The sequence below is a fragment of the Pseudomonas sp. D1HM genome, from assembly GCF_019266105.1.
GTDB classification, from domain to species: Bacteria; Pseudomonadota; Gammaproteobacteria; order Pseudomonadales; family Pseudomonadaceae; genus Aquipseudomonas; species Aquipseudomonas taetrolens.
Genome location: NZ_LRMN01000006.1, coordinates 324,090 through 345,262, shown reverse-complemented (window position 1 = coordinate 345,262; position 21,173 = coordinate 324,090). Strand labels below are relative to the sequence as shown.

General features: G+C 57.5%; 17 protein-coding genes. 4 read left to right on the top strand and 13 right to left on the bottom strand.

Translation table 11 applies throughout. From position 1 onward, the window contains the following. Positions 1–69 precede the first annotated feature (69 nt). From AWM69_RS09085 to AWM69_RS09050, 8 genes are all read right to left on the bottom strand, one after another. Positions 70–1,431: a UDP-glucose/GDP-mannose dehydrogenase family protein gene (locus AWM69_RS09085; RefSeq protein ID WP_218726341.1), complete on the bottom strand. Its 1,362-nt coding sequence runs from the start codon at positions 1,429–1,431 to the stop codon at positions 70–72. Next, entirely contained in the window at positions 1,428–1,835 is a 408-nt protein-coding gene (arnF, locus tag AWM69_RS09080) for a 4-amino-4-deoxy-L-arabinose-phosphoundecaprenol flippase subunit ArnF (protein ID WP_218726340.1), read from the bottom strand. The genes AWM69_RS09085 and arnF overlap by 4 nt, the downstream gene beginning before the upstream one ends. Then, positions 1,832–2,176 (bottom strand): 4-amino-4-deoxy-L-arabinose-phosphoundecaprenol flippase subunit ArnE, encoded by a 345-nt coding sequence (gene arnE, locus AWM69_RS09075; RefSeq protein ID WP_131653914.1) that lies wholly within the window; start codon positions 2,174–2,176, stop codon positions 1,832–1,834. The genes arnF and arnE overlap by 4 nt, the downstream gene beginning before the upstream one ends. After that, the gene (gene arnT, locus AWM69_RS09070) at positions 2,173–3,822 is read right to left on the bottom strand and encodes a lipid IV(A) 4-amino-4-deoxy-L-arabinosyltransferase (protein ID WP_218726339.1); all 1,650 of its coding nucleotides are present in this window, start codon (positions 3,820–3,822) and stop codon (positions 2,173–2,175) included. Before arnT ends, arnE begins: the two co-directional genes overlap by 4 nt. After that, the gene (gene arnD, locus AWM69_RS09065) at positions 3,819–4,703 is read right to left on the bottom strand and encodes a 4-deoxy-4-formamido-L-arabinose-phosphoundecaprenol deformylase (RefSeq protein WP_218726338.1); all 885 of its coding nucleotides are present in this window, start codon (positions 4,701–4,703) and stop codon (positions 3,819–3,821) included. Before arnD ends, arnT begins: the two co-directional genes overlap by 4 nt. Further along, positions 4,703–6,694 carry a bifunctional UDP-4-amino-4-deoxy-L-arabinose formyltransferase/UDP-glucuronic acid oxidase ArnA gene (gene arnA / locus AWM69_RS09060; RefSeq protein WP_218726337.1) on the bottom strand — a complete coding sequence of 664 codons (1,992 nt, stop codon included), beginning with the start codon at positions 6,692–6,694 and terminating at the stop codon, positions 4,703–4,705. Before arnA ends, arnD begins: the two co-directional genes overlap by 1 nt. Then, positions 6,691–7,695, bottom strand: a complete 1,005-nt coding sequence (gene arnC / locus AWM69_RS09055) for an undecaprenyl-phosphate 4-deoxy-4-formamido-L-arabinose transferase (RefSeq protein WP_131653910.1) — start codon at positions 7,693–7,695, stop codon at positions 6,691–6,693. The genes arnA and arnC overlap by 4 nt, the downstream gene beginning before the upstream one ends. Before the next feature lie 442 nt (positions 7,696–8,137). Next, a complete protein-coding gene (locus AWM69_RS09050) occupies positions 8,138–9,139 on the bottom strand; it encodes a DNA-binding protein (RefSeq protein WP_218726336.1) in 1,002 nt (333 codons plus the stop codon). Positions 9,140–9,319: 180 nt separating this feature from the next. On the opposite strand from AWM69_RS09050, the gene AWM69_RS09045 reads away from it, so the two are divergent. The 3 genes from AWM69_RS09045 to ahpF all read left to right on the top strand — a co-directional run bounded on the left by AWM69_RS09045 (position 9,320) and on the right by ahpF (position 12,684). Continuing rightward, positions 9,320–10,258 (top strand): site-specific integrase, encoded by a 939-nt coding sequence (locus tag AWM69_RS09045; protein WP_218726335.1) that lies wholly within the window; start codon positions 9,320–9,322, stop codon positions 10,256–10,258. 172 nt (positions 10,259–10,430) lie between these two features. Continuing rightward, positions 10,431–10,994: an alkyl hydroperoxide reductase subunit C gene (gene ahpC, locus AWM69_RS09040; RefSeq protein ID WP_016780891.1), complete on the top strand. Its 564-nt coding sequence runs from the start codon at positions 10,431–10,433 to the stop codon at positions 10,992–10,994. A 127-nt stretch (positions 10,995–11,121) separates the two neighbouring features. Beyond that, positions 11,122–12,684, top strand: a complete 1,563-nt coding sequence (ahpF, locus tag AWM69_RS09035) for an alkyl hydroperoxide reductase subunit F (RefSeq protein WP_131653907.1) — start codon at positions 11,122–11,124, stop codon at positions 12,682–12,684. 56 nt (positions 12,685–12,740) lie between these two features. On the opposite strand, the gene gloA is transcribed toward ahpF, so the two are convergent. From gloA to AWM69_RS09020, 3 genes are all read right to left on the bottom strand, one after another. After that, positions 12,741–13,262, bottom strand: a complete 522-nt coding sequence (gene gloA / locus AWM69_RS09030) for a lactoylglutathione lyase (RefSeq protein WP_218726334.1) — start codon at positions 13,260–13,262, stop codon at positions 12,741–12,743. A gap of 511 nt (positions 13,263–13,773) precedes the next feature. Then, on the bottom strand, positions 13,774–14,133 hold the full coding sequence (locus tag AWM69_RS09025; protein WP_218726580.1) for a histone-like nucleoid-structuring protein, MvaT/MvaU family: 360 nt from the start codon (positions 14,131–14,133) through the stop codon (positions 13,774–13,776). Positions 14,134–14,378: 245 nt separating this feature from the next. Continuing rightward, entirely contained in the window at positions 14,379–15,935 is a 1,557-nt protein-coding gene (locus tag AWM69_RS09020) for an EAL domain-containing protein (RefSeq protein WP_218726333.1), read from the bottom strand. A 326-nt stretch (positions 15,936–16,261) separates the two neighbouring features. On the opposite strand from AWM69_RS09020, the gene hppD reads away from it, so the two are divergent. Then, positions 16,262–17,338, top strand: a complete 1,077-nt coding sequence (gene hppD, locus AWM69_RS09015; protein WP_131653904.1) for a 4-hydroxyphenylpyruvate dioxygenase — start codon at positions 16,262–16,264, stop codon at positions 17,336–17,338. 49 nt (positions 17,339–17,387) lie between these two features. Here the strand turns inward: hppD and AWM69_RS09010 are convergent, their stop codons facing one another. Beyond that, on the bottom strand, positions 17,388–18,023 hold the full coding sequence (locus tag AWM69_RS09010; RefSeq protein ID WP_218726332.1) for a DUF1345 domain-containing protein: 636 nt from the start codon (positions 18,021–18,023) through the stop codon (positions 17,388–17,390). A 51-nt stretch (positions 18,024–18,074) separates the two neighbouring features. Then, the gene (locus AWM69_RS09005; RefSeq protein WP_218726331.1) at positions 18,075–21,173 is read right to left on the bottom strand and encodes an efflux RND transporter permease subunit; all 3,099 of its coding nucleotides are present in this window, start codon (positions 21,171–21,173) and stop codon (positions 18,075–18,077) included.

The following is a 21,173-nucleotide window of genomic DNA, read 5'->3' as shown; positions in this document are numbered from 1 at the left end:
AGCGCACAAAAAAATGCCGCCATTGTGGGCAAAGGCGGCGTGTTCAGGGCGTCACAGGACAGGCATCGCTCAGTGCGTAGAGCCTTGTGAGACCGGCAGGTTGCAGGACTCTCCGCGTCCCATCGGGAAGTATTGCAGGCCTTTGCGGGCCAGGCGTTCGCTGTCGTACAGGTTGCGTCCGTCAAAAATGACCGGGGTTTTCAGGCGCTGTTTGATCAGGTCAAAGTCCGGCGCCTTGAACTGCTGCCATTCGGTACATACCACCAGGGCGTCGGCACCGTTGAGGGTCGATTCGGGCGTGCCCATCAGGCTCAGGAGCATTTCGTCTGCATACAAGCGCTGGGTTTCCTGCATGGCTTCCGGGTCGAAGGCGCGGACATGGGCGCCGGCTGCCCACAGGGCTTCCATCAGCACGCGACTGGGGGCGTCGCGCATGTCATCGGTGTTGGGTTTGAAGGCCAACCCCCAGAGGGCAAAGGTTTTACCTTTGAGGTCGCCGTTGTAAAACGCGTTGATGCGATCGAACAGCTTGTGTTTTTGGCGTTCATTGATGGCCTCGACCGCCTGCAGCAAATCGCTGGAGCAGTTGACCTGCTGGGCACTGTGGATCAATGCGCGCATGTCTTTGGGGAAGCACGAGCCGCCATAGCCGCAGCCCGGGTAGATAAAGTGATAGCCAATGCGCGCATCGGCGCCGATTCCCAGACGGACCGCTTCGATGTCTGCGCCCAGGTGTTCTGCCAGTTCGGCGATCTGGTTGATGAAGCTGATCTTGGTGGCAAGCATGCCGTTGGCAGCGTATTTGGTCAGTTCGGCACTGCGCCGGTCCATGAAAATGATGCGGTCATGGTTGCGGTTAAAGGGCGCGTACAGGTCGCGCATGGTTTCGCGCACTTCATCGCGCTCACAGCCGATGATGATGCGGTCCGGACGTCGGCAATCGGTGACCGCCGACCCCTCCTTGAGAAATTCGGGGTTGGAGACCACATCAAACTGCAGCGAGCGCCCGCTCGCGTTCAGGGCGTTGTTGATATGCAGCGTCAGGGCATCGCCGGTGCTCACCGGGACCGTGGATTTCTCCGCCAGGATCAAGGGTTCTACCCGGTGCCGGGCGACGGCATCACCTACGGCAAACACGGCGCTGAGGTCCGCCGAACCGTCGTCGCTCGGCGGGGTGCCTACGGCAATAAACAGCACCTGGCCGTGCTCCACGGCCAGCTTTTCATCGCTGGTGAAACGCAGGCGCCCGGTTTCAAGGTTGTCGCGTACCAGGTTAGCCAGCCCCGGTTCAAAAATGCTGATATGCCCCTGCTGCAGTGACTCGACCTTGTTTTGGTCGATGTCCATGCAGATCACGTCGTGACCGACCTCGGCCAGCACCGTCGCCTGCACCAGGCCTACATAACCACTACCAAATACACTGATTTTCATGCGCAGTTCCTGGAACCTGGGGTACGTCGTAAATTGATCGTCAACACGCCGAAAATGACCAGTGTCACTCCGAGGGTTTTCGAAAGGGTGAAGCTCTCGTTGAATATCGGCAGGCTGGCCGCCAGCAGGTACACCGCTGCATAGCTGATGCTGAGCAATGAATACGCTCGTCCCAGTGGCACGTCGCGCAAGGCGAGCAGCCAGGCCCCCATCGACAGTGCATAAAGCACAATGGCGCTTGCCACCACCGCCAGTGCTGACAGGGATATGTCGCCCTGGTGGAATGCGTCCAGCCATTGGGCTGGTTCGGGCAAGCGCGTCATGCTCCAGCGCATGCCCAGTTGGGCTGTGCTGACCAGCAATACGCTGACCGCGGCAAAGCTCATTCCACGTTTGAGGCTCATGCGTTCGACCCCAGCAACACCACGCCGGCAATCACCAGGCCCACACCACACCAATGGCGCAGGTCGATGGTTTCTTTAAACAGATAACGCGCAACCAGGGTGATCAGGACAAAGTTCAGGCTGAGCATCGGATAGGCGATCCCGACCTCCAGTCTTTGCAGCACGAACAGCCACACCAGCAAACCCAGGCCAAGGCAGGCCAATGCCAGCCACAGCCAGGGAGTGCGCAATACCCGTATCAAGCCGGGGTCAGCTCCACGCCAGCTTTCGACGGCGTATTTCTGGGCGATTTGACCGGCACAGGTCAGCACGCAGGCCATCAGCAAGAGCGCCAGGGTCATGGCGCGCTCTGCGGGATGATCAGGATCACCATGTTGCCTTCCTCATAGCGCCGGGCATCCTGGGGCAGCAGATCCATTTCGTGACTCTCATCACTGTCCTTGACCCGCATCAGCACCCCCACGGAGCCTTTGCGACGCGCCTCGGTCATCCATTGCCCGATCTGCGCAAGGGTGATGCTTTTGCCCTCAGCGTCAGCGTGGGCCAGGCCGTAGGCAACCTCTCCCGAGGTGTTGTACAGCGTGACGTCGGGACGGCGCAGGCGCCAGGACAGGGCAGACGCCGCCCCCAGGTCATTGCTCAGCAATGTGTTGACCTGCGACAGTTCCTGAAGGTACTCAAGGACAAACTGATCGGGCATCTTGTTGTAGACCACGCTGTTGGGCAGGCTGGCCGGCACCAGCATCACCGCTATGCCCATGCCCAGTGCCGGCAGGCTCCACAGCTTGAGTGGCCGCCATACAAGCAGCGCATTGCAGGCAATCCAGGTCAGCAGCACCACGATCAGTAGCGTCATGTGCCAGGGTTCGTCGTGATACAGCGGTTTTTTGTTCTGCAAGTAAACCAGGGCCAGCAAACCGACGCTGCCCAGCAGCAGATTGACCAGTCCGTTGCTGCGCAATGCCGGGGTGCTGGCACGTTCGACCCGCTGCATCAGGGCATGCCCCAGCAACAAGGCCAACGGCAGCAGGCAAGGCAGGATGTAGGTCGGCAACTTGCCTTTGCTGAGGCTGAACAAGGCCAGCGGCAGCAGCAGCCACATCAGCAGGAACACCACGCCGACTTCGCGCCGGTTGCGCCAGGCATCCTTGAAGGTCGCAGGCAGCAGTGCAGCCCAGGGCAAGCTGGCGACCACCATCAGCGGCAGGTAGAACCACCACGGTTCGCCGTGTTGGGCGTCTTCTCCGGCAAAGCGACGGATATGCTCGTGCCAGAAGAAAAAACGCCAATAGTCGGGTTCCTGGGCATGCACCGCCAGGACCCAGGGCAACGACACCACGCTGGCGACCAGGATTGCCACCAGCCCGTATTTGACCAGCTCGCGGAAACGCTTTTGCCAGATCATGTAGGGCAGGGCGATCAGGACCGGCAGCAGCAGCGCCAGAAACCCCTTGGTCATGAAACCCATGCCGCAGGCAAAGCCCAGCACGCCCCAACTCATCAGGCGTTGACGCTGCGACGGGCTGTCGATGGCAAACCATAAGGCTGCCAGGCTGAGGTTGACCCAGAAGGTGAACTGCGGATCGAGGTTGGAATAGCCCGCCAGGCTCGCAATCAGGAAAAAGGTCATGTAAACCAACGCGCAGGCGAAGCTCTTGCGCGGGTCATTCCACAAGCGATGGGCCACGGCATAGGCCAGGAATACGCTCAGGCCACTGGCGATAGCCGACGCGATGCGGACGCCAAACAGGTTTTCACCAAAAATGGCCTGGCCGAGGGCAATCATCCAGTAGCCGGCAATCGGTTTTTCGAAGTAACGCAAATCCATGAAGTGCGGGGTGACCCAATTGCCATCGATCAGAATTTGCTGACTGATTTGCGCATAGCGCGCTTCATCGGGAATCCACAGTCCATGAGTGCCCAGCGGCACCAGGTAAAAAGCGATAAAGGCCAGGATCAGCAGCGGCAGTGCCCAGCGTTGAGTCATGGTTGCTGCACTCCCAGCCAGCCTTCGCGGCCGTCCAGCACGCCACGGCTCAATTGCCCGACGGGCAGGCTGTCGAGGTCAGGGGGCAACAAGTCGCGTAACGGGCCGAAATGAATGCCTCGGCTGTGCGCCTCTGCCAGTAATTGCCGGAAATCGTTGGCCATCAGAATCCCTTCTACCTCTGCGTGAATGGTGTACGCATTCAGCTTTTGCGGGCTGAAGCGATCAAGAATGTAGGCATTGAAATCAGCGGCACTCAGCGCTGGCCCGACCACTTCATCGAACGTGGGCAGGTCCACGGGGATTTGCGCGGCCCCCGGGCTGCCGTCAGCCAGGCGTGGCCTGAACAGGCTGTGCCCGCGGCAGTCGCTGTTGTAGCGAAAGCCAAAGGTTTGCTTGGCTTGAACCACACGTTCATCGGCCCGCCAGCCCGCGGCGGCTGAGCACTCGACCGCTTGCCCGGTGATGTCGCTGAGGGTGTCGACGCCTTTGCGGATCTGTTCGATCAACTGTGCTTCGCTCCAGCGCCCGGCATTGGCCTGCCAGCCGTGATGATCCCAGGCGTGCAAGCCCACCTCATGGCCGGCAGCCAGGGTCTGGCGCATCAAGTGCCCCAGGTCCTGACCGATGGGTTTGCCGGGCCAGGCGGTGCCGGCCAGCAAAATATCCCAGCCGTACAGACTGGCGGCTTTGGAGCGCATCATCTTCCAGAAGAACCGGGGCTTGGCCAGCCGCCACAGATGGCGGCCCATGTTGTCCGGACCGACACTGAAGAAAAAGGTGGCTTTGATCTGAGCTTCGTCGAGCAGTTCGAGTAGCCGGGGCACCCCCTCACGGGTGCCCCGGTACGTGTCGACGTCAATGCGCAGGCCTGCTCGCATTAGCGTTTTTCCGCAATTTCGATCATGGCTTCGCGCAGGAAGAAGTCCAGGGTCTTGCCAATGGTTTCACTCAGCTCGATGGTCGGCGTCCAGTCGATCAGGCGGCGGGCATTGTCAATGCTCGGCTTGCGGTGGCTGACGTCCTGGTAACCGGTACCGTAGAACGACTGGCTTTCAACATCACGGAAGCCGGCGAACGGCGGAAAGTTGTCACGCAACGGATGCGCTTCAAACTGGCGCAGCAGTTCCTGGCCCAGCTGACGGATGCTCGCCTCGTTGTCCGGGTTGCCGATGTTGATGATCTGCCCGTCGCACTTGCCGTCACGGTTCTCAATGATGCGCGCCAGGGCCTCGATGCCATCGTCGACATCGGTAAAGCAGCGTTTTTGTTCGCCGCCATCGACCAGACGGATCGGTGTGCCTTCCACCAGGTGCAGGATCAGCTGTGTGATGGCCCGCGAGCTGCCAACCCGTGCCGAATCAAGACGGTCAAGACGTGGCCCCATCCAGTTGAACGGGCGGAACAGGGTGAACTTCAGGCCTTTCTGGCCATAGGCCCAGATCACACGGTCAAGCAATTGCTTGGACACCGAGTAAATCCAGCGCTGTTTGTTGATCGGCCCGACCACCAGGTTAGAGGTGTCTTCATCGAAGTTTTTGTCCTGGCACATGCCATACACTTCGGAGGTCGAGGGGAAAATCACGCGCTTGTTGAACTTGACGCAGTACCGCACCAGCTTGAGGTTTTCTTCAAAGTCCAGCTCGAACACGCGCAACGGGTTACGGGTGTATTCGATCGGCGTTGCAATGGCCACCAGCGGCAGGATGACGTCGCATTTTTTAATGTGGTACTCGATCCACTCGGTGTGGATGCTGATATCGCCTTCCACGAAGTGGAAGTTCGGGTGGCTGCGCAGGCGATCGATGGCATCGGAGCCAATGTCCAGGCCGTAAACCTCGTAGCGGTCGTCTTGCAGCAGGCGCTCGGACAAGTGGTTACCGATAAAACCGTTCACGCCCAGTATCAACACCCGGGTACGGCGTGCCGGACGTCCGGACTCGCTGCCACGCAGACGCGAACCCTCCACCAGTCCCAGCTCATTGGCCAGTTGCGGGCCGCTCAGGTACAACCCGTTGTCGTTACGTTGGCCGGCGGTAATGACCAGCGAATCCTGTCCGCAAGCAATGCGCAGCGGATCACAGCTGATCACTTGGCCGGGAGCCTGGCCTTGATTGCCGGCGATCACCTCAGCGCCCCAGACAATCAATTTGTGCTCGCCCACCGCACAGAAGGCGCCAGGGTATGGCTGGGTCACGGCTCGAACCAGATTGAACAGCTCTTCGGCCGGACGCGACCAGTGCAGCAGGCCGTCGGCCGGGGTGCGGCGACCGAAGGTGGAGGCCAGTGATTCGTCTTGCGGGGTTTCTTTCAGCCGGCCTTCGCAGAGCAAAGGCAGGCTGTCGGCCAGCAGTTGCGCGGCGTTTTCCCGCAGTTTGGCGTGCAGGCTCAGCGCGGTGTCGCTACGTTCAATGTCGATCCGCTTCTGGGCCAGAATATTGCCCGCATCGGCACGCTTGACCATGCGGTGCAGCGTCACCCCGGTTTCGGTCTCGCCATTGACCAGGACCCAGTTCGCCGGAGCGCGACCGCGATAGCGCGGCAGCAATGAACCGTGAAGGTTGAACGCCCCCTTGCTCACGCTGGCCAGCAGTTCTTCGCTCAGCAGATGGCGGTAGTAGAACGAAAAAATGTAATCAGCGTTCAGTTTGCGAATGCGCTCGACCCACAGCGGATGGTTGGCGTCTTCCGGTGCATGCACCGGAATGCCTTTGCGAGCACACAACTGGGCCACAGAACCGTAAAAGTTATTTTCCTTCGGGTCGTCGGCATGGGTGAACACGGCGGCAATTTCATTGCCTGCATTGAGCAAGGCTTCGATGCCTGTGCAGCCAATATCGTGATAGGCGAAAACAATGGCTTTCAAACTCATGATTGAACCTGTGTCGACGTAGAAGATGAAGGTGAGGACGTTGCAGTGGCGGGTTCGGCACGCACGATCTTTTCAATAAAGAAGCGCGGGCGGGCTCGCACGTCGCTGTACATGCGGCCCAGGTATTCACCCAGGAGCCCCATGCCGATAAATTGACCGCCGGTAAACACGAACAGCACGGCGAACAGCACGAAGGTGCCGTGACCGGCCCAGGTGGCGCCGAAAATCAGGCGCAGCACGATCAGTACAATGGCAAAACTCACGCCCAGAACCGCCATGCTGAAGCCGATGATGCTTAACAGGCGCAATGGCGTGGTGGTCATGCAGGTCACCAGGTCAAACATGAGATTGATCAACCGCATCGCGCTGTATTTGGAATCACCATGCTCCCGCTCGGCATGTTCGACCTGCACTTCCGTGGTATGCCGGGCAAAGCTGTTGGCCAGAATGGGGATGAAGGTGCTGCGCTCGCGGCAGTTGAGCATGGCGTCGACGATCGTGCGGCGATAAGCCCGCAACATGCAGCCGTAGTCGCTCATGGCGACGCCGGTGGAGCGCTGCACCGCCAGGTTGATCACCCGTGATGGCCAGCGCCTCCAGGCCGAATCCTGACGATTGTTGCGTACGCTGCCGACCACGTCGTAGCCCAGGGCGGCCTGTGCAACCAGTCGCGGAATTTCTTCAGGCGGATTCTGCAGGTCGGCATCAAGGGTAATGACGACATCCCCCTTGGAGTGCTCAAAACCGGCCATGATGGCGGCATGCTGCCCGTAGTTGCGATTGAGGATCACCGCGACTACCGGGCTGCCTTCACGCGCGGCCGCTTCTTCCAGGATCTGTGCAGAAGCATCGCGACTGCCGTCATCGACCAGGACGATTTCATAAGATTGGGTCAGCTGTGCGCAGGCCGCTTCGGTGCGGCGCAGCAGTTCGGGCAAGCTTTCTTCTTCGTTGAAGACCGGAATGACGATCGACACGCACTGAATAGGGTAGGGTTTCAAAGTAGTTGTTCCAGTCAGTTTCAATGGCACAAGACATTGCGCCTTAACGTCAATCTGCTCGGCCGCGGTGACGGCATGTTCTCGGTGGGATTAAAGCCCATTGCGGATAAAGGTAAAGCTGCCAGACGCCGTTATCTGCATGATTTTTCAGCAAAGTCCTTGGGCTCTCCCTCAAGGCTGTGCGTACGGTAAACGCTGTTTGATGAAAAGCCTATGAAAGACAGGTGAAGGCGCCGTGTTTTCCGAGCGCTAGACAGGCGGGATTCAGGAAAGTTGTACGCGGCTTGAAACTTCATCCGCGTGCGCGACTTTTTTGAGGTCGGGCAGCTTTTGGCTGATGGTAAATCGGCCTGACTGTCAGCACGCCATGCAACCAGGTGAATAAAAGCCTTGGTCCGACTCAAATCCTGACGGCAATCACCACGGCCTGATGCGTGCAGGGTCAGGTCTTGTCGGACGCCGTCTCGTCGTCGCTCTGCACCGCCTTGAGGCTCTCCAGTGCCGTCTCGGCTCTGATGGCCCGCAAGGCCAGCGCCGTGTTGCTTTCACGGGCTTCGCTGTTGGCCTGTTTCAAACCTTCACTTTCTTGCGTCGCGACCCTCAGGCGCTCCTGGAGTAGGGTGCGTTCACTTTCGAGCTGGCTCAATTGGCGGTTCAACTGGGCATTCAGGTTATTGAGTGTGTGCTGCTGGTCTTTGGCCTGGTTCAGCTCTTTGCCCAGGCCTCGACTCTCGCTGAGTACCCGTTCGTTGTCGCGGTGCAGCTGGGTGATTTCATCCTGGCGTACCAGCGCACTCTGTTGTGCCTGACGCAGCTCCATCTGCACCTGCTGCAACTGACCCTCGTGACGGCGTTGATCCTGCTCGCGCTGTTCTTTCACTGCGCTACGGTAGTGCTCAAGCGCTTCTCGGGCATGCAGGTGTTTTTCTTCCAGTGAGCGAATCTGCTCGTCACGATCCTGGAGCCGCAGTTCGAAATCGCTGCACGCCTGATTCAGGGCAGCATTGCGGGTTTGTTCGGTTTGTAGCATCGAACGGGTGGATTCAAGGCTGGCACTTTCCTGGCTCAGGGCAGTGGTCTGGATCTCAAGTTGTTGCTGCAGCTGCAGCTGGGTCTGCCCGGCCAGCTCCAATTGCCCCTGAAGTTCATTCTGCAGCTGGCGGTAATGGGCTTCTGCGCGGTCAATCGGCTCTTGCGCCTGTTCTTGCAGGCGTTGAGCAAGGCGGGCGACCAGATCGGTCAGCTCGTCGCCTATCTGCTCTTGAGGGGCGCCACGGCGGGTGTCCGCTTCATCCAGCTCCTTCAGATACCGATGGATCGTGGTTTTCGACCCGGTATTGCCCATCTCGATACGTACGGCATCAATGCTCGGGTGTTCTCCACGAGCCAGGATTGCCGTGCGTGCAATTTGAACCACCGCCTTGTTTACGCCGCCCCGAGCCATGGCTCTCTCCTACGATTATGTACTGTGGTATGTATCATGTATTTACATACTACATCGATTGGATTTATTTGTCTTTATGGGTTTATAAACATGCGGGATATACTGGTATTATCCCGTGCCAGAGCCTCAAAACTGGTTTTAAGGCCTGTTTTCAGTACGCCAATCAAGAGAACTGCCGCAATGAGCGAGCTGGATCGCTACTTAAGCGCCGCGACCCGCGACAACACACGCCGCAGTTACCGGGCAGCCATCGAGCACTTTGAAGTGACCTGGGGTGGATTCCTTCCGGCCACGAGCGATAGCGTGGCGCGTTATCTGGTCGCGCATGCCGGGCAGCTGTCGATCAACACTCTAAAGCTGCGGCTGTCGGCGATTGCCCAGTGGCACAACAGCCAGGGGTTCGCCGACCCGACCAAGGCACCGGTGGTGCGCAAAGTGTTCAAGGGCATTCGCGCGCTGCACCCGGCGCAAGAGAAGCAGGCCGAGCCACTGCAATTGCAGCACCTGGAACAAGTGATCGACTGGCTTGAGGGCGAAGCCCTGGCCGCACAAGCGAATGCCGACCAGCCCGGGCTGTTGCGCGCCAGACGCGATGCGTCGCTGATCCTGCTGGGCTTCTGGCGAGGGTTTCGCAGTGACGAACTGTGCCGCTTGCAGATTGAGCACGTGCAAGCGGTCGAGGGTTCAGGGATTACCTTGTATTTACCGCGCAGCAAAAGTGACCGCGACAACCTTGGCAAGACGTACCAGACTCCGGCCTTGCAGCGTTTGTGCCCGGTACGCGCCTACAGCGAATGGCTCAAGGTTTCAGCGCTGGTGCGCGGGCCGGTGTTCCGTGGAATCGACCGCTGGGGCAATCTGGGGGAGGAGGGGTTGCATGCCAACAGCATCATCCCGCTATTGCGCCAGGCGCTGGAACGCGCCGGAATCGCTGCAGAACATTACACCAGCCACTCACTGCGTCGCGGTTTTGCAACATGGGCCCATCAAAGTGGTTGGGACTTGAAGTCGCTGATGAATTACGTCGGCTGGAAAGACATCAAATCTGCCATGCGCTATGTTGAAGCTTCCCCGTTTACGGGGATGAGCCTCACCCGCGAAAAGCCCATCGGCCATTGACCTGCATCAGGTTGAAAGTCTGGCAGGTGACCCATATTTAGATTTCTGCTATTTATAGTGTCGTCTGATAGCTAAAACTAATCAGCGGCATCAGCTTTGCCAATGAGCCAGATACGAAATGTGTTGTTAAGATTCACCCCATCAACTTTTCACCCCTGACGGAGAGACAACGATGCCTATCATCAACAGCCAAGTAAAACCTTTCAAAGCAACCGCTTACAAAAACGGCAGCTTCGTAGAAGTGTCGGACGCCGACCTGAAAGGCAAATGGTCTGTCGTGTTCTTCTACCCGGCTGACTTCACTTTCGTTTGCCCTACCGAACTGGAAGACCTTGCTGACAACTACGAAGAGTTCAAAAAGCTCGGCGTTGAAATCTACAGCGTGTCGACCGACACCCACTTTGCTCACGCTGCCTGGCACAACACTTCGCCAGCCATCGGCAAAATCCAGTACACCATGATCGGCGACCCTACGCTGACCATCTCCCGCAACTTCGACGTTCTGATCGAAGAAGCAGGTCTGGCTGACCGCGGTACTTTCGTGATCAACCCGGAAGGTCAGATCAAAATCGTTGAACTGAACGATGGCGGCGTTGGCCGTGACGCTTCCGAGCTGCTGCGCAAAATCAAGGCTGCTCAATACGTTGCTGCCCACCCAGGCGAAGTTTGCCCGGCCAAATGGAAAGAAGGTGAATCCACCTTGGCTCCATCGCTGGACCTGGTTGGCAAGATCTAAGCCTGTGAACCAGCCAAGGGCGGTGATCCGCACCTGAATTGCTGCATCATCGCCCTCAAAACGCCCGGGCGACCTTCGCTCGGGCGTTTTTTTTACACGGCATTAATCTTTAAAGGAGATCGCCCGTATGTTGGACGCCAATCTAAAAGCACAGTTGAAGTCATACCTGGAGCGGGTCACACAGCCGATCGAGATCGTTGCGTCTCTCGACGACGGTGCGAAATCCCGTGAAATGCTTGATTTGTTGAAAGAGATCGCCAGCCTTTCCAGCCAGATCACCTTGCTGGACAACGGCACCGATGCGCGCAAGCCATCGTTCTCGTTGAACCGCCCGGGCGGCGATATCAGCCTGCGCTTTGCAGGCATCCCAATGGGCCACGAATTTACTTCGCTGGTGCTGGCATTGCTGCAAGTCGGCGGCCACCCATCGAAAGCCAGTGCCGAAGTGATTGAGCAGATCCGTTCATTGAAAGGTGAGTTCAACTTCGAAACCTATTTCTCGCTGTCCTGCCAGAACTGCCCTGATGTGGTTCAGGCGCTGAACCTGATGGCGGTACTGAACCCGAACATTCGCCACGTGGCCATCGACGGAGCCCTGTTCCAGGATGAAGTCACTGAGCGCCAGGTGATGGCAGTCCCAAGCGTTTACCTGAACGGCGTTAATTTCGGTCAGGGCCGCATGGGCCTGGAAGAAATCCTTGGCAAGCTGGACACCAGCGCCATTGAGCGCCAGGCCGAAAAAATCAGCGCCAAAGAAGCCTTTGACGTACTGGTGATCGGTGGCGGCCCGGCCGGTGCAGCGGCAGCCATTTATGCTGCACGTAAAGGTATCCGCACCGGTGTTGCAGCCGAACGTTTCGGTGGCCAGGTGCTCGACACCATGGCGATCGAGAACTTTATCTCGGTTCAGGAAACTGAAGGGCCGAAGTTGGCGACGGCACTTGAAGAGCACGTCAAGCAATACGACGTGGATATCATGAATCTGCAGCGTGCCGACCAGTTGATTGCAGGCAAGGCAGGCGAGTTGCACGAGGTGAAGTTTGCCAGCGGTGCTTCACTCAAGGCCAAGACCGTAATTCTGGCCACCGGCGCCCGCTGGCGCGAGATGAACGTGCCCGGTGAGCAGGAATACCGCAACCGTGGCGTCGCATACTGCCCGCATTGCGACGGCCCACTGTTCAAAGGCAAGCGCGTTGCGGTCATCGGCGGCGGTAACTCCGGCGTTGAAGCGGCCATCGACCTGGCCGGGATCGTGTCTCACGTGACCCTGCTCGAGTTCGATACGCATCTGCGTGCCGATGCAGTGCTGCAGCGCAAACTTCACAGCCTGGCGAACGTGACCATCATCACCAACGCTCAGACCACCGAAGTGACCGGTGACGGGCAGAAGGTCAACGGCCTGCGTTACAAGGATCGTCAGTCGGGTGAAGTGCGTGACGTTGAACTGGAAGGCATCTTTGTGCAAATCGGCTTGCTGCCAAATACCGATTGGCTCAAGGGCACAATCGAGCTTTCGCCACGGGGCGAGATCGTTGTCGATTCACGTGGCGAAACGTCGATCCCGGGCATCTTCGCTGCCGGCGACGTTACTACCGTGCCTTACAAGCAGATCGTGATTGCGGTGGGCGAGGGCGCTAAAGCTTCGCTGAGCGCGTTCGATCACCTGATCCGCACTTCAGCACCGGAATAACCGGCCTGAAACAAAAAAACCCATGAGCGATCATGGGTTTTTTTTACGTTCGTTTTTTACATCGGTTGCGGCTGAATGATTTCAACCCAGTAACCATCCGGATCTTTGACAAAGGCCAGCGACTTCATGCGGCCATCGTTCAGGCGCTTCTGGAAATCAACGCCCAGCGCTTCAAAGCGTTCGCAGGCAGCGCGAATGTCCGGTACCGAAATGCAGATATGGCCAAAACCGCGCGGGTCGGTGTTGCCGTTGTGGTAGACCACGCTGTCGTCAGTTTCCGAACCGTGGTTATGGGTCAGCTCAAGGATGCCTGGAATCGACTTCATCCACAGGGTGCGTGCCGCGTCGTCTTCCGGGATCTGCGCCTTGTCGACCAGGGCCAGGAAGTACAGGCTGAACTCGGCCTCTGGGAAGTCGCGTTTTTCTACCAGGGAAAAACCCAGCACCCGCGTATAAAAGTCCAGGGACTTGGTGATGTCCTTGACGCGCAACATGGTGTGGTTGAAGACGAAATTTTGGGTAGCGCTATCTGGTTCAGCGGTAACACCGGGAAATGTATTCAGATCCTGCAGGCTCATGGCCCCTCCGAAATGACAAGTGTGTGGTCAGTCGCTGCAACGAGCGTGATGGAGGAATGATACGGAACCTGGCGCCCTGCGCCAAACCTGTTTTTGCAGTCAGCGGGGAGGGATTGTGGCTGACCAATATTTGACACTGCGGGGTTTGTGTCAAATTACAGGCAAAAAGAAGCCCGCCGAAGCGGGCATGGGGCGCTAGTCCTTTAGCAGCCTTCATCCTGTTACCCTGCGTGTGAAAAATATGTGAACCCGTGCCGTGTCAGTGTTGTTTCCGCCGAGAGGTTAATAATGGCGGGCAGGGCGCGCCTGGTTTCAATCGAAAATACCAGGCAGGTGTGTAGACAGGTTGTCTGCAGGGACCGCGGATTTCTGGCGGGAGCGAGGGAGAGCGTAACAACAGTGAATACTGTTCTATCAAGTTGAGCCGTTATGCCTGTGCGCAGAGGCTGCACTGAGTGCAACTTCACCGCTAAAAAAGCCCTGCAGAACCAGGGCTTTTAGCGGGGCTGTTTCAGTGGCGTAGCCACGTGTCTACTGTTTCGGCGCCGTACTCTTCTTTCCAGGCTTTCAAACCGCGGTGATTGCCACCTTTAGTTTCGATTAGTTCACCGGTATGCGGATTCTGGTAAACCTTCAATACCCGCGCTTTGCGCTGTTTTGGGGCGGCAGTCATCTTCGAGGCAGAGGTCTTTGGATCCAGAATGGCAATAATATCCCGCAGGTTCTTGCCATAGGATTTCATCAAGCCTTGCAGTTTCTGTTCGAACTCGATTTCTTTTTTCAAGCCCGCGTCATTTTTTAACGCTTCCAGCTGCGCCATCTGTTCTTGAAGCGCTTTCTCAGCAGCACGAAATTCAGCAAGTCTGGACAAAGTCATTACTCCATTCATAGGCTTGGTCGTGGGAACCGAAGCGAATTAGTGACGATTGAATTACCTGCAATAGACCGTGCGACAGTTAATGCGTTCAGCCCATACGAAGGTTTCTTGTACTCAATATTCAAGCCGGGTCAAACAGTCAAAAAAATTGTAGTGGCTAAATACAGTATTGCCAATATCGGGGGCCCCACCGATGTTAAAAAACATCCGTTCTCCGTCACTACAAACCTGCATCACGTTTATCGGTGATCGGCGGTTGCCGGTCGCGCCTGTAATGAAGTGATGAAGTCGGTCGCGGTTAAAGGCCGGGCAAATAGATAACCTTGTAAATATTTGACCCCTTGCAGCGTCAGGTAGCGGCTTTGCTCCTCGGTCTCTACGCCTTCAGCCACGATGCCCAGGTCCAGCTTGGCACTGAGCTCGATGATGCTGTCCAGAATATGCCGGGACAGCGCATCGACACCGATCATGGCGACAAAGCTTTGATCGATTTTCAAGTAGTCCACGTTAAATTCGCGCAAGTAACTCAAACTTGAATGGCCCGTACCGAAGTCATCTATGGCAATCATGACCCCCAGGCTGTGCAGCGCTGCAAACAGGGCATGGGTGGCCTCAGTTGGCACGATTAATTCACGTTCGGTGAGTTCCAGTACAAGGCGGATATGTCCTGGCGGGAATGCCTGTAAAAAGTCCCGGCAATCTTCCACCAGCTCAAGACTTTGACAATGGCGGGCGGTGATATTGAAGGCCATGTGGAAACCGGGTTCCATGCTGTTGGCGTGAGGCGCCAGCAACAGGGCTGTTTGCGCCATGAGCGAGCGCGTCATGGGCACGATCAAACCCGAATGTTCTGCGAAAGGGATAAACAAGTCCGGGCGCACCAACCCTTCTTTAGGGTGTTGCCAGCGCATTAATACTTCGGCGCCTGCCCATTGTTTGGTCTCGCTCAGCACGACCGGCTGGAAATAGGGAATAAACTCGCCTGCGTCCAGACCGCGCTGTAATTCATGGGTCGGTGAAGACGAGCGTTTTTTAAGCCAATGGACAGTTGTCGCGGACAATAAACCCAGGAATACCAGTAACCCCAGTAATCCGGGGTATTCAAACCAGACATAGCGCCAGACTTCATCCTTGCCAAAACCCGCTACAACACGGTAAGGAAATTGAGGCGAGTCCACGGAACTTTGGCCAACCGGATAGTGTGGCAGCGGCCCTTTATACACTTTGCCGTACCGATCAACCCAGGCATCTCCCACTTGAATCAATAATCGGGTTTTCTGGTTGATCAGGCCCAGAACGTTAACCAGGTGAAAGCCATACAGGCTGATCAGCGCACTGCTCTGGTCTTTTTGCTTGCGGTACACCAGCAAGGCTTCATCAGGCGTGACCGTGTTGCCTTTCATCAGCCACAGGGTACCGTTGGTGTAGTTTTCAGGATTGACCGCTTCTTTGAACTCTCCGAACAGGGAGGTGCAATAAATCTGGTTGTCCCACGCCAGGTTGACTGACCGGACGAAAGGTCGGCGTACCACCTGTTCACGCAAGGCCAGCTCAACCTGATGGCAATCCTGGCCTGCCAGCGGCAAGACAATGTCGGCAGACAACACGGCATTGTTCAACATCAGGTCAAATTGCCGAACGGCCTCTTCGGCGGTTTGGGTGGCCACGGATTCCAGGGAACGGTTGGCTTGCCAGCAAAGAATGAAGATGCCCAGCACGATTGGCAGTAACCCGCTAAGCACGATCAAGGCGTAACGATCGGTCAATTTACGGCTCATTTTTAGCGTGAGAGGCATTCTGTATCCTGGCAATGCAAGAGAGGGCTTTAGCGAAAGTGTCATGCAAGGCTAGCATCGGTGCAGGCTATTTCGCACGGTGCTGAGACAAACATGATTACGCCATGTAGAATCGGCTTACGCATACAAGAATAATGACTTCTGCAAGCAGAAGCCCCACCGCGTACGAGATGGGTCGAAATGAAGATATTCGGGTTCCAATTGATCTACGGCGATTTCCTTGCGCGCAGTGTACGCGGGATTTCCTGCGCGCCGCCCGCCAGCCTCGGCATTCTTAGCAAGTAACCGTCTGTTAACTCTAAAAATGACCATGATGAGGCGCCAAAATGGCCGATCTATACGAAAACCCTATGGGCCTGATGGGCTTTGAATTCATCGAATTCGCGTCCCCTGTACCCAATACCCTTGAACCTATCTTTGAAATCATGGGGTTCACCAAGGTTGCCACCCATCGCTCCAAAGACGTGCACCTTTACCGTCAGGGCGAGATCAATCTGATCCTCAATAACGAGCCGCACAGCGTGGCTTCTTATTTTGCTGCGGAACACGGCCCGTCTGTGTGCGGCATGGCCTTTCGCGTGCGCAACGCCCAGCAAGCCTATTCCCGCGCCCTGGAGCTGGGTGCTCAACCGATTGAAATTCCGACCGGCCCGATGGAACTCAATCTGCCAGCCATCAAGGGCATTGGCGGCGCGCCGCTGTACTTGATTGACCGTTACGGCGAAGGCAGCTCGATCTACGACATCGACTTCGTGTTCATCGAGGGTGTCGATCGCCATCCGGTGGGCGCAGGCTTGAAGATCATCGACCACCTGACGCATAACGTGTATCGCGGACGTATGGCTTATTGGGCCAACTTCTATGAAAAACTGTTCAACTTCCGCGAGATTCGTTATTTCGATATCAAGGGCGAGTACACCGGTCTGACGTCCAAGGCGATGACCGCCCCGGATGGCATGATCCGAATCCCTTTGAACGAAGAATCGTCGAAGGGTGCAGGGCAGATCGAAGAGTTCCTGATGCAGTTCAACGGCGAAGGCATCCAGCACGTTGCGTTCCTCAGTGATGACTTGCTCAAGACCTGGGACGCGCTGAAGAAAATTGGCATGCGTTTCATGACCGCGCCACCCGACACCTACTATGAAATGCTCGAAGGCCGCCTGCCCAATCACGGTGAGCCGGTGGGCGAGCTTCAGTCTCGCGGTATTCTGCTGGACGGTTCTTCCGAGTCCGGTGACAAGCGCTTGCTGTTGCAGATATTCTCGGAAACCCTCATGGGCCCGGTGTTCTTCGAGTTTATCCAGCGCAAGGGTGATGACGGCTTTGGCGAAGGCAACTTCAAGGCGCTGTTCGAATCCATTGAGCGCGACCAGGTTCGTCGTGGCGTGCTGAGCACCGACTAACCCCGGCAGTACAAAAAAACGGCAACCCTCGGGTTGCCGTTTTTTTTGTTTAAAACAAGCCTGCTGCGATATTGATCGAGAACCCCAGCACCGCGGTATTGAACAAAAAGCCCAATAACGAGTGTGCCAGTACCACTTTGCGCAACTCACGGGTAGCTATACAGATATCCGAGGTTTGCACCGCAACGGTCAAGGTGAATGAGAAATACATGAAATCCCAATAGTCAGGATCGAGCTCCCCCTCCGGAAAGCGCAACGCCGGCTCAGTACCTGGATTGTTATAGAACAGGCGCGCGTAGTGCAGCGCGAAAATAGTCCCGATCATCAGCCACGACCCCACCACGGTCAGGCCGGTAAAGCTGTAATGCATCAAGCGGTCACCAGAATCGAGCTTTCCTGCAGACAGCTCGAGCATGATGGCTGCCAGGCTGGCAATCGCCGCAAGGCAGACGGTCAGCAGTACCAGGCCGGCATTTTCGTCCTCTATTTCGGCGATGCGCTTGACGTCGCTGGCCTTGGAGCGCATGACCAGGCACAGGGTGAGTATCAGGTACAGCCAGACGCCTGCGTTCCATCCCAGCAAAAAGTGGGTGGTGATCGTCGACACGGGGGCAAAGACCCCGACCGCCACCCCCAGCAGGGTGGCGACCGTCAAACGCGGATGGGTGCGGGCAAGGTGCGGCATACGTAACTCCTGTAAAAAACAATGCCGAACCTTAGCATGTACGCCATGTACTCATGGCTTTGACGATGGCCTGTTCACCAGTTTCATCACCACGACAAAGAACACGGGCACAAACACGACGGCCAGGGTGGCGACGATCATGCCTCCGATCACGCCGGTGCCGATGGCTTGCTGGCTGGCCGAGCTGGCGCCGGTGGCCATGGCCAGCGGCAATACGCCGAGAATGAAGGCCAGGGATGTCATCACAATGGGCCGTAGACGCAAACGCGCTGCCTGTACCGTGGCGTCCACCAGATCATGACCTTCGTCGTAAAGGGTCTTGGCGAACTCGATAATCAGAATGGCGTTCTTCGCTGACAACCCGATGATGGTAATCAGGCCGACCTTGAAGAAGACATCGTTGGGCATCCCGCGAAGCGTCACGGCCAGCACGGCCCCCAGCACCCCCAGCGGCACGACAAGCAATACCGCCGTGGGAATTGACCAGCTCTCATAGAGTGCTGCGAGGCACAGGAAGACAATCAGTAGCGACAGGCCCAGCAGAATCGGCGCCTGGGCACCCGAGAGTTTCTCCTGCAGCGAGAGGCCGGTCCATTCAAGGCCCAGGCCGGCCGGCAATTGATCGACCAGGCGCTGCACTTCAATCATGGCCTCGCCGGTGCTATGGCCGGGCGCCGATTCACCGGAAATGCTGATCGCGGGATAGCCGTTATAGCGTGAAAGCTGTGACGGACCTTGAATCCAGCGCGCTTCGACAAAGGCCGATAGCGGTACCATTTTGCCAAGGTTGTTGCGCACATTGATCTTCAGCAAGTCTTCGACCTGACTGCGCTGATCGCCCTCAGCCTGGACCACGACCCGCTGCATGCGCCCCAGGTTCGGGAAATCATTCACATAGGCCGAGCCCACGGCGGTGGACAGCACATCACCGATGTCGGTAAACGAAACCCCCAGTGCATTGGCGCGTTTGCGATCCACTTCGAGCTGTACTTGCGGGCTTTCAGCCAGCGCACTCTCACGTACATTGGCCAGGACCGGGCTTTTCTCGGCCAGGGCCAGCAATTCGCTGCGGGCCTGCATCAGGGCGTCATAGCCAACGCTGCCACGGTCCTGCAAGCGGAACTCAAATCCGCTGGAGGTGCCCAGGCCGCTGACCGGGGGCGGCAGGATGGCAAAGGCAATCGCATCCTTGAGCTCGCCAAAGGCCGTATTGGCCCGTTCAGCAATGGCTGAAGCCGAATCTTTGGCGCCACGGTCCGACCAGTCCTTAAGGGTGGTAAAGGCCAGTGCAGCGTTTTGCCCGTTCCCCGAAAAGCTGAAGCCGAGAATCATCGTGGTGTTGCCGACACCGGGTTCAGCGGCATTGTGTGCCTCGATCTGCTCGGCCACCTTGATGGTGCGGGCCTGGCTGGCTCCGGGCGGTAACTGGATGTCAGTGATGGTGTAACCCTGGTCTTCCACCGGCAAGAAGGAGGAGGGCAGACGGGCAAAGCACAGCACCAGTATCAGCAGCAACACCCCGTACACCAGCAGGTAACGCCCGCTGCGCTTGATCAGGTGCACCACCCAGTCCTCATAGCCTTGCGAGAGTCGCTCGAAACGCTGGTTGAACCAGCCAAAAAAGCCGCCCTTGGCATGATGTTCGCCTTTGGCGATGGGCTTGAGCAGGGTGGCGCACAGCGCCGGGGTCAGTGACAGCGCGAGGAACGCCGAGAACAGAATAGAAGTGGCCATCGACAGCGAGAACTGCTGATAAATCACCCCGACCGAGCCGGGCATAAAGGCCATCGGAATAAATACGGCCACCAGCACCAGGGTAATGCCGATGATTGCACCACTGATCTGGGTCATTGCCTTGCGCGTGGCTTCACGGGGTGAAAGCCCCTCGGCAACCATGATCCGCTCGACGTTCTCCACTACCACAATGGCATCGTCCACCAGAATCCCGATGGCCAGTACCATGCCGAACATGGTCAGCACGTTGATTGAGAACCCCAGTGCCAACATGACCGCAAAAGTTCCCATCAGGGCCACCGGCACCACCAGGGTCGGGATCAGGGTGTAGCGCACGTTCTGCAAGAACAGGAACATGACGGCAAATACCAGCACCATGGCTTCGACCAGGGTGTAGATCACCTTGGTGATGGAGACTTTGACGAAGGGCGTTGTGTCGTAAGGGATGCTGTATTCAACCCCCGACGGGAAGTAGCGGCTCAACTCATCCATTTTGGCGCGGATCAGGTTGCCCGTGCTCAAGGCATTGGCCTCGGGGGCCAGCTTGACACTGAAAGCACTGGCCGCCTTGCCGTTCAGGCGTGTGCCGTACTGGTATTCCTGACTGCCGATTTCGACCCGCGCCACGTCGCCAATGCGCACCGTGGAGCCATCCGGGTTGGCACGCAGGACAATATCGGCAAACTCTTGCGGCGTCGACAGCTGGCCTTTGACCAGAACGGTAGCGGTAATTTCCTGGGTCGGGCGCCCCGGCAAATCGCCGATGCTGCCTGCGGAGACCTGGGCGTTTTGACTGGCAATGGCCTGGCTGACGTCGGCGGGTGTCAGGTTGAAACCAATCAGCTTCTGTGGATTGATCCAGATCCGCATCGCACGTTCGGCGCCGTACAGTTGCGCCTTGCCGACGCCTTCGATGCGCTTGATCTCATTCATGACATTGCGCGCAAGGTAATCGCTGAGCGCGGTTTCATCGAGCGGGCTGTCATTGGCCGTCAGGGTCACCAGCATCAAGAAACCCGACGACACTTTCTCGACTTGCAAGCCTTGCTGCATGACCGCTTGAGGCAGGCGCGACTCCACGGTTTTAAGGCGGTTCTGCACATCGACCTGGGCCATCTCGGGATCGATGCCCGGTTTGAAGGTGGCGGTGATGGTGGCGCTGCCAAGGCTGCTCTGGGATTCAAAATACAGCAGGCCATCGGTGCCGTTGAGCTCTTGCTCGATCAGGCTGACCACGCTTTCATCCAGGGTTTGTGCGGATGCGCCGGGGTAGACGGCGTAGATTTCAACCTGTGGCGGTGCCACCACCGGATATTTGGCCACTGGCAACTGCGGGATAGCCAACGCGCCCGCCAGCAGAATGAAGAGTGCTACGACCCAGGCGAAGATCGGGCGGTCAATAAAGAACTGCGGCAT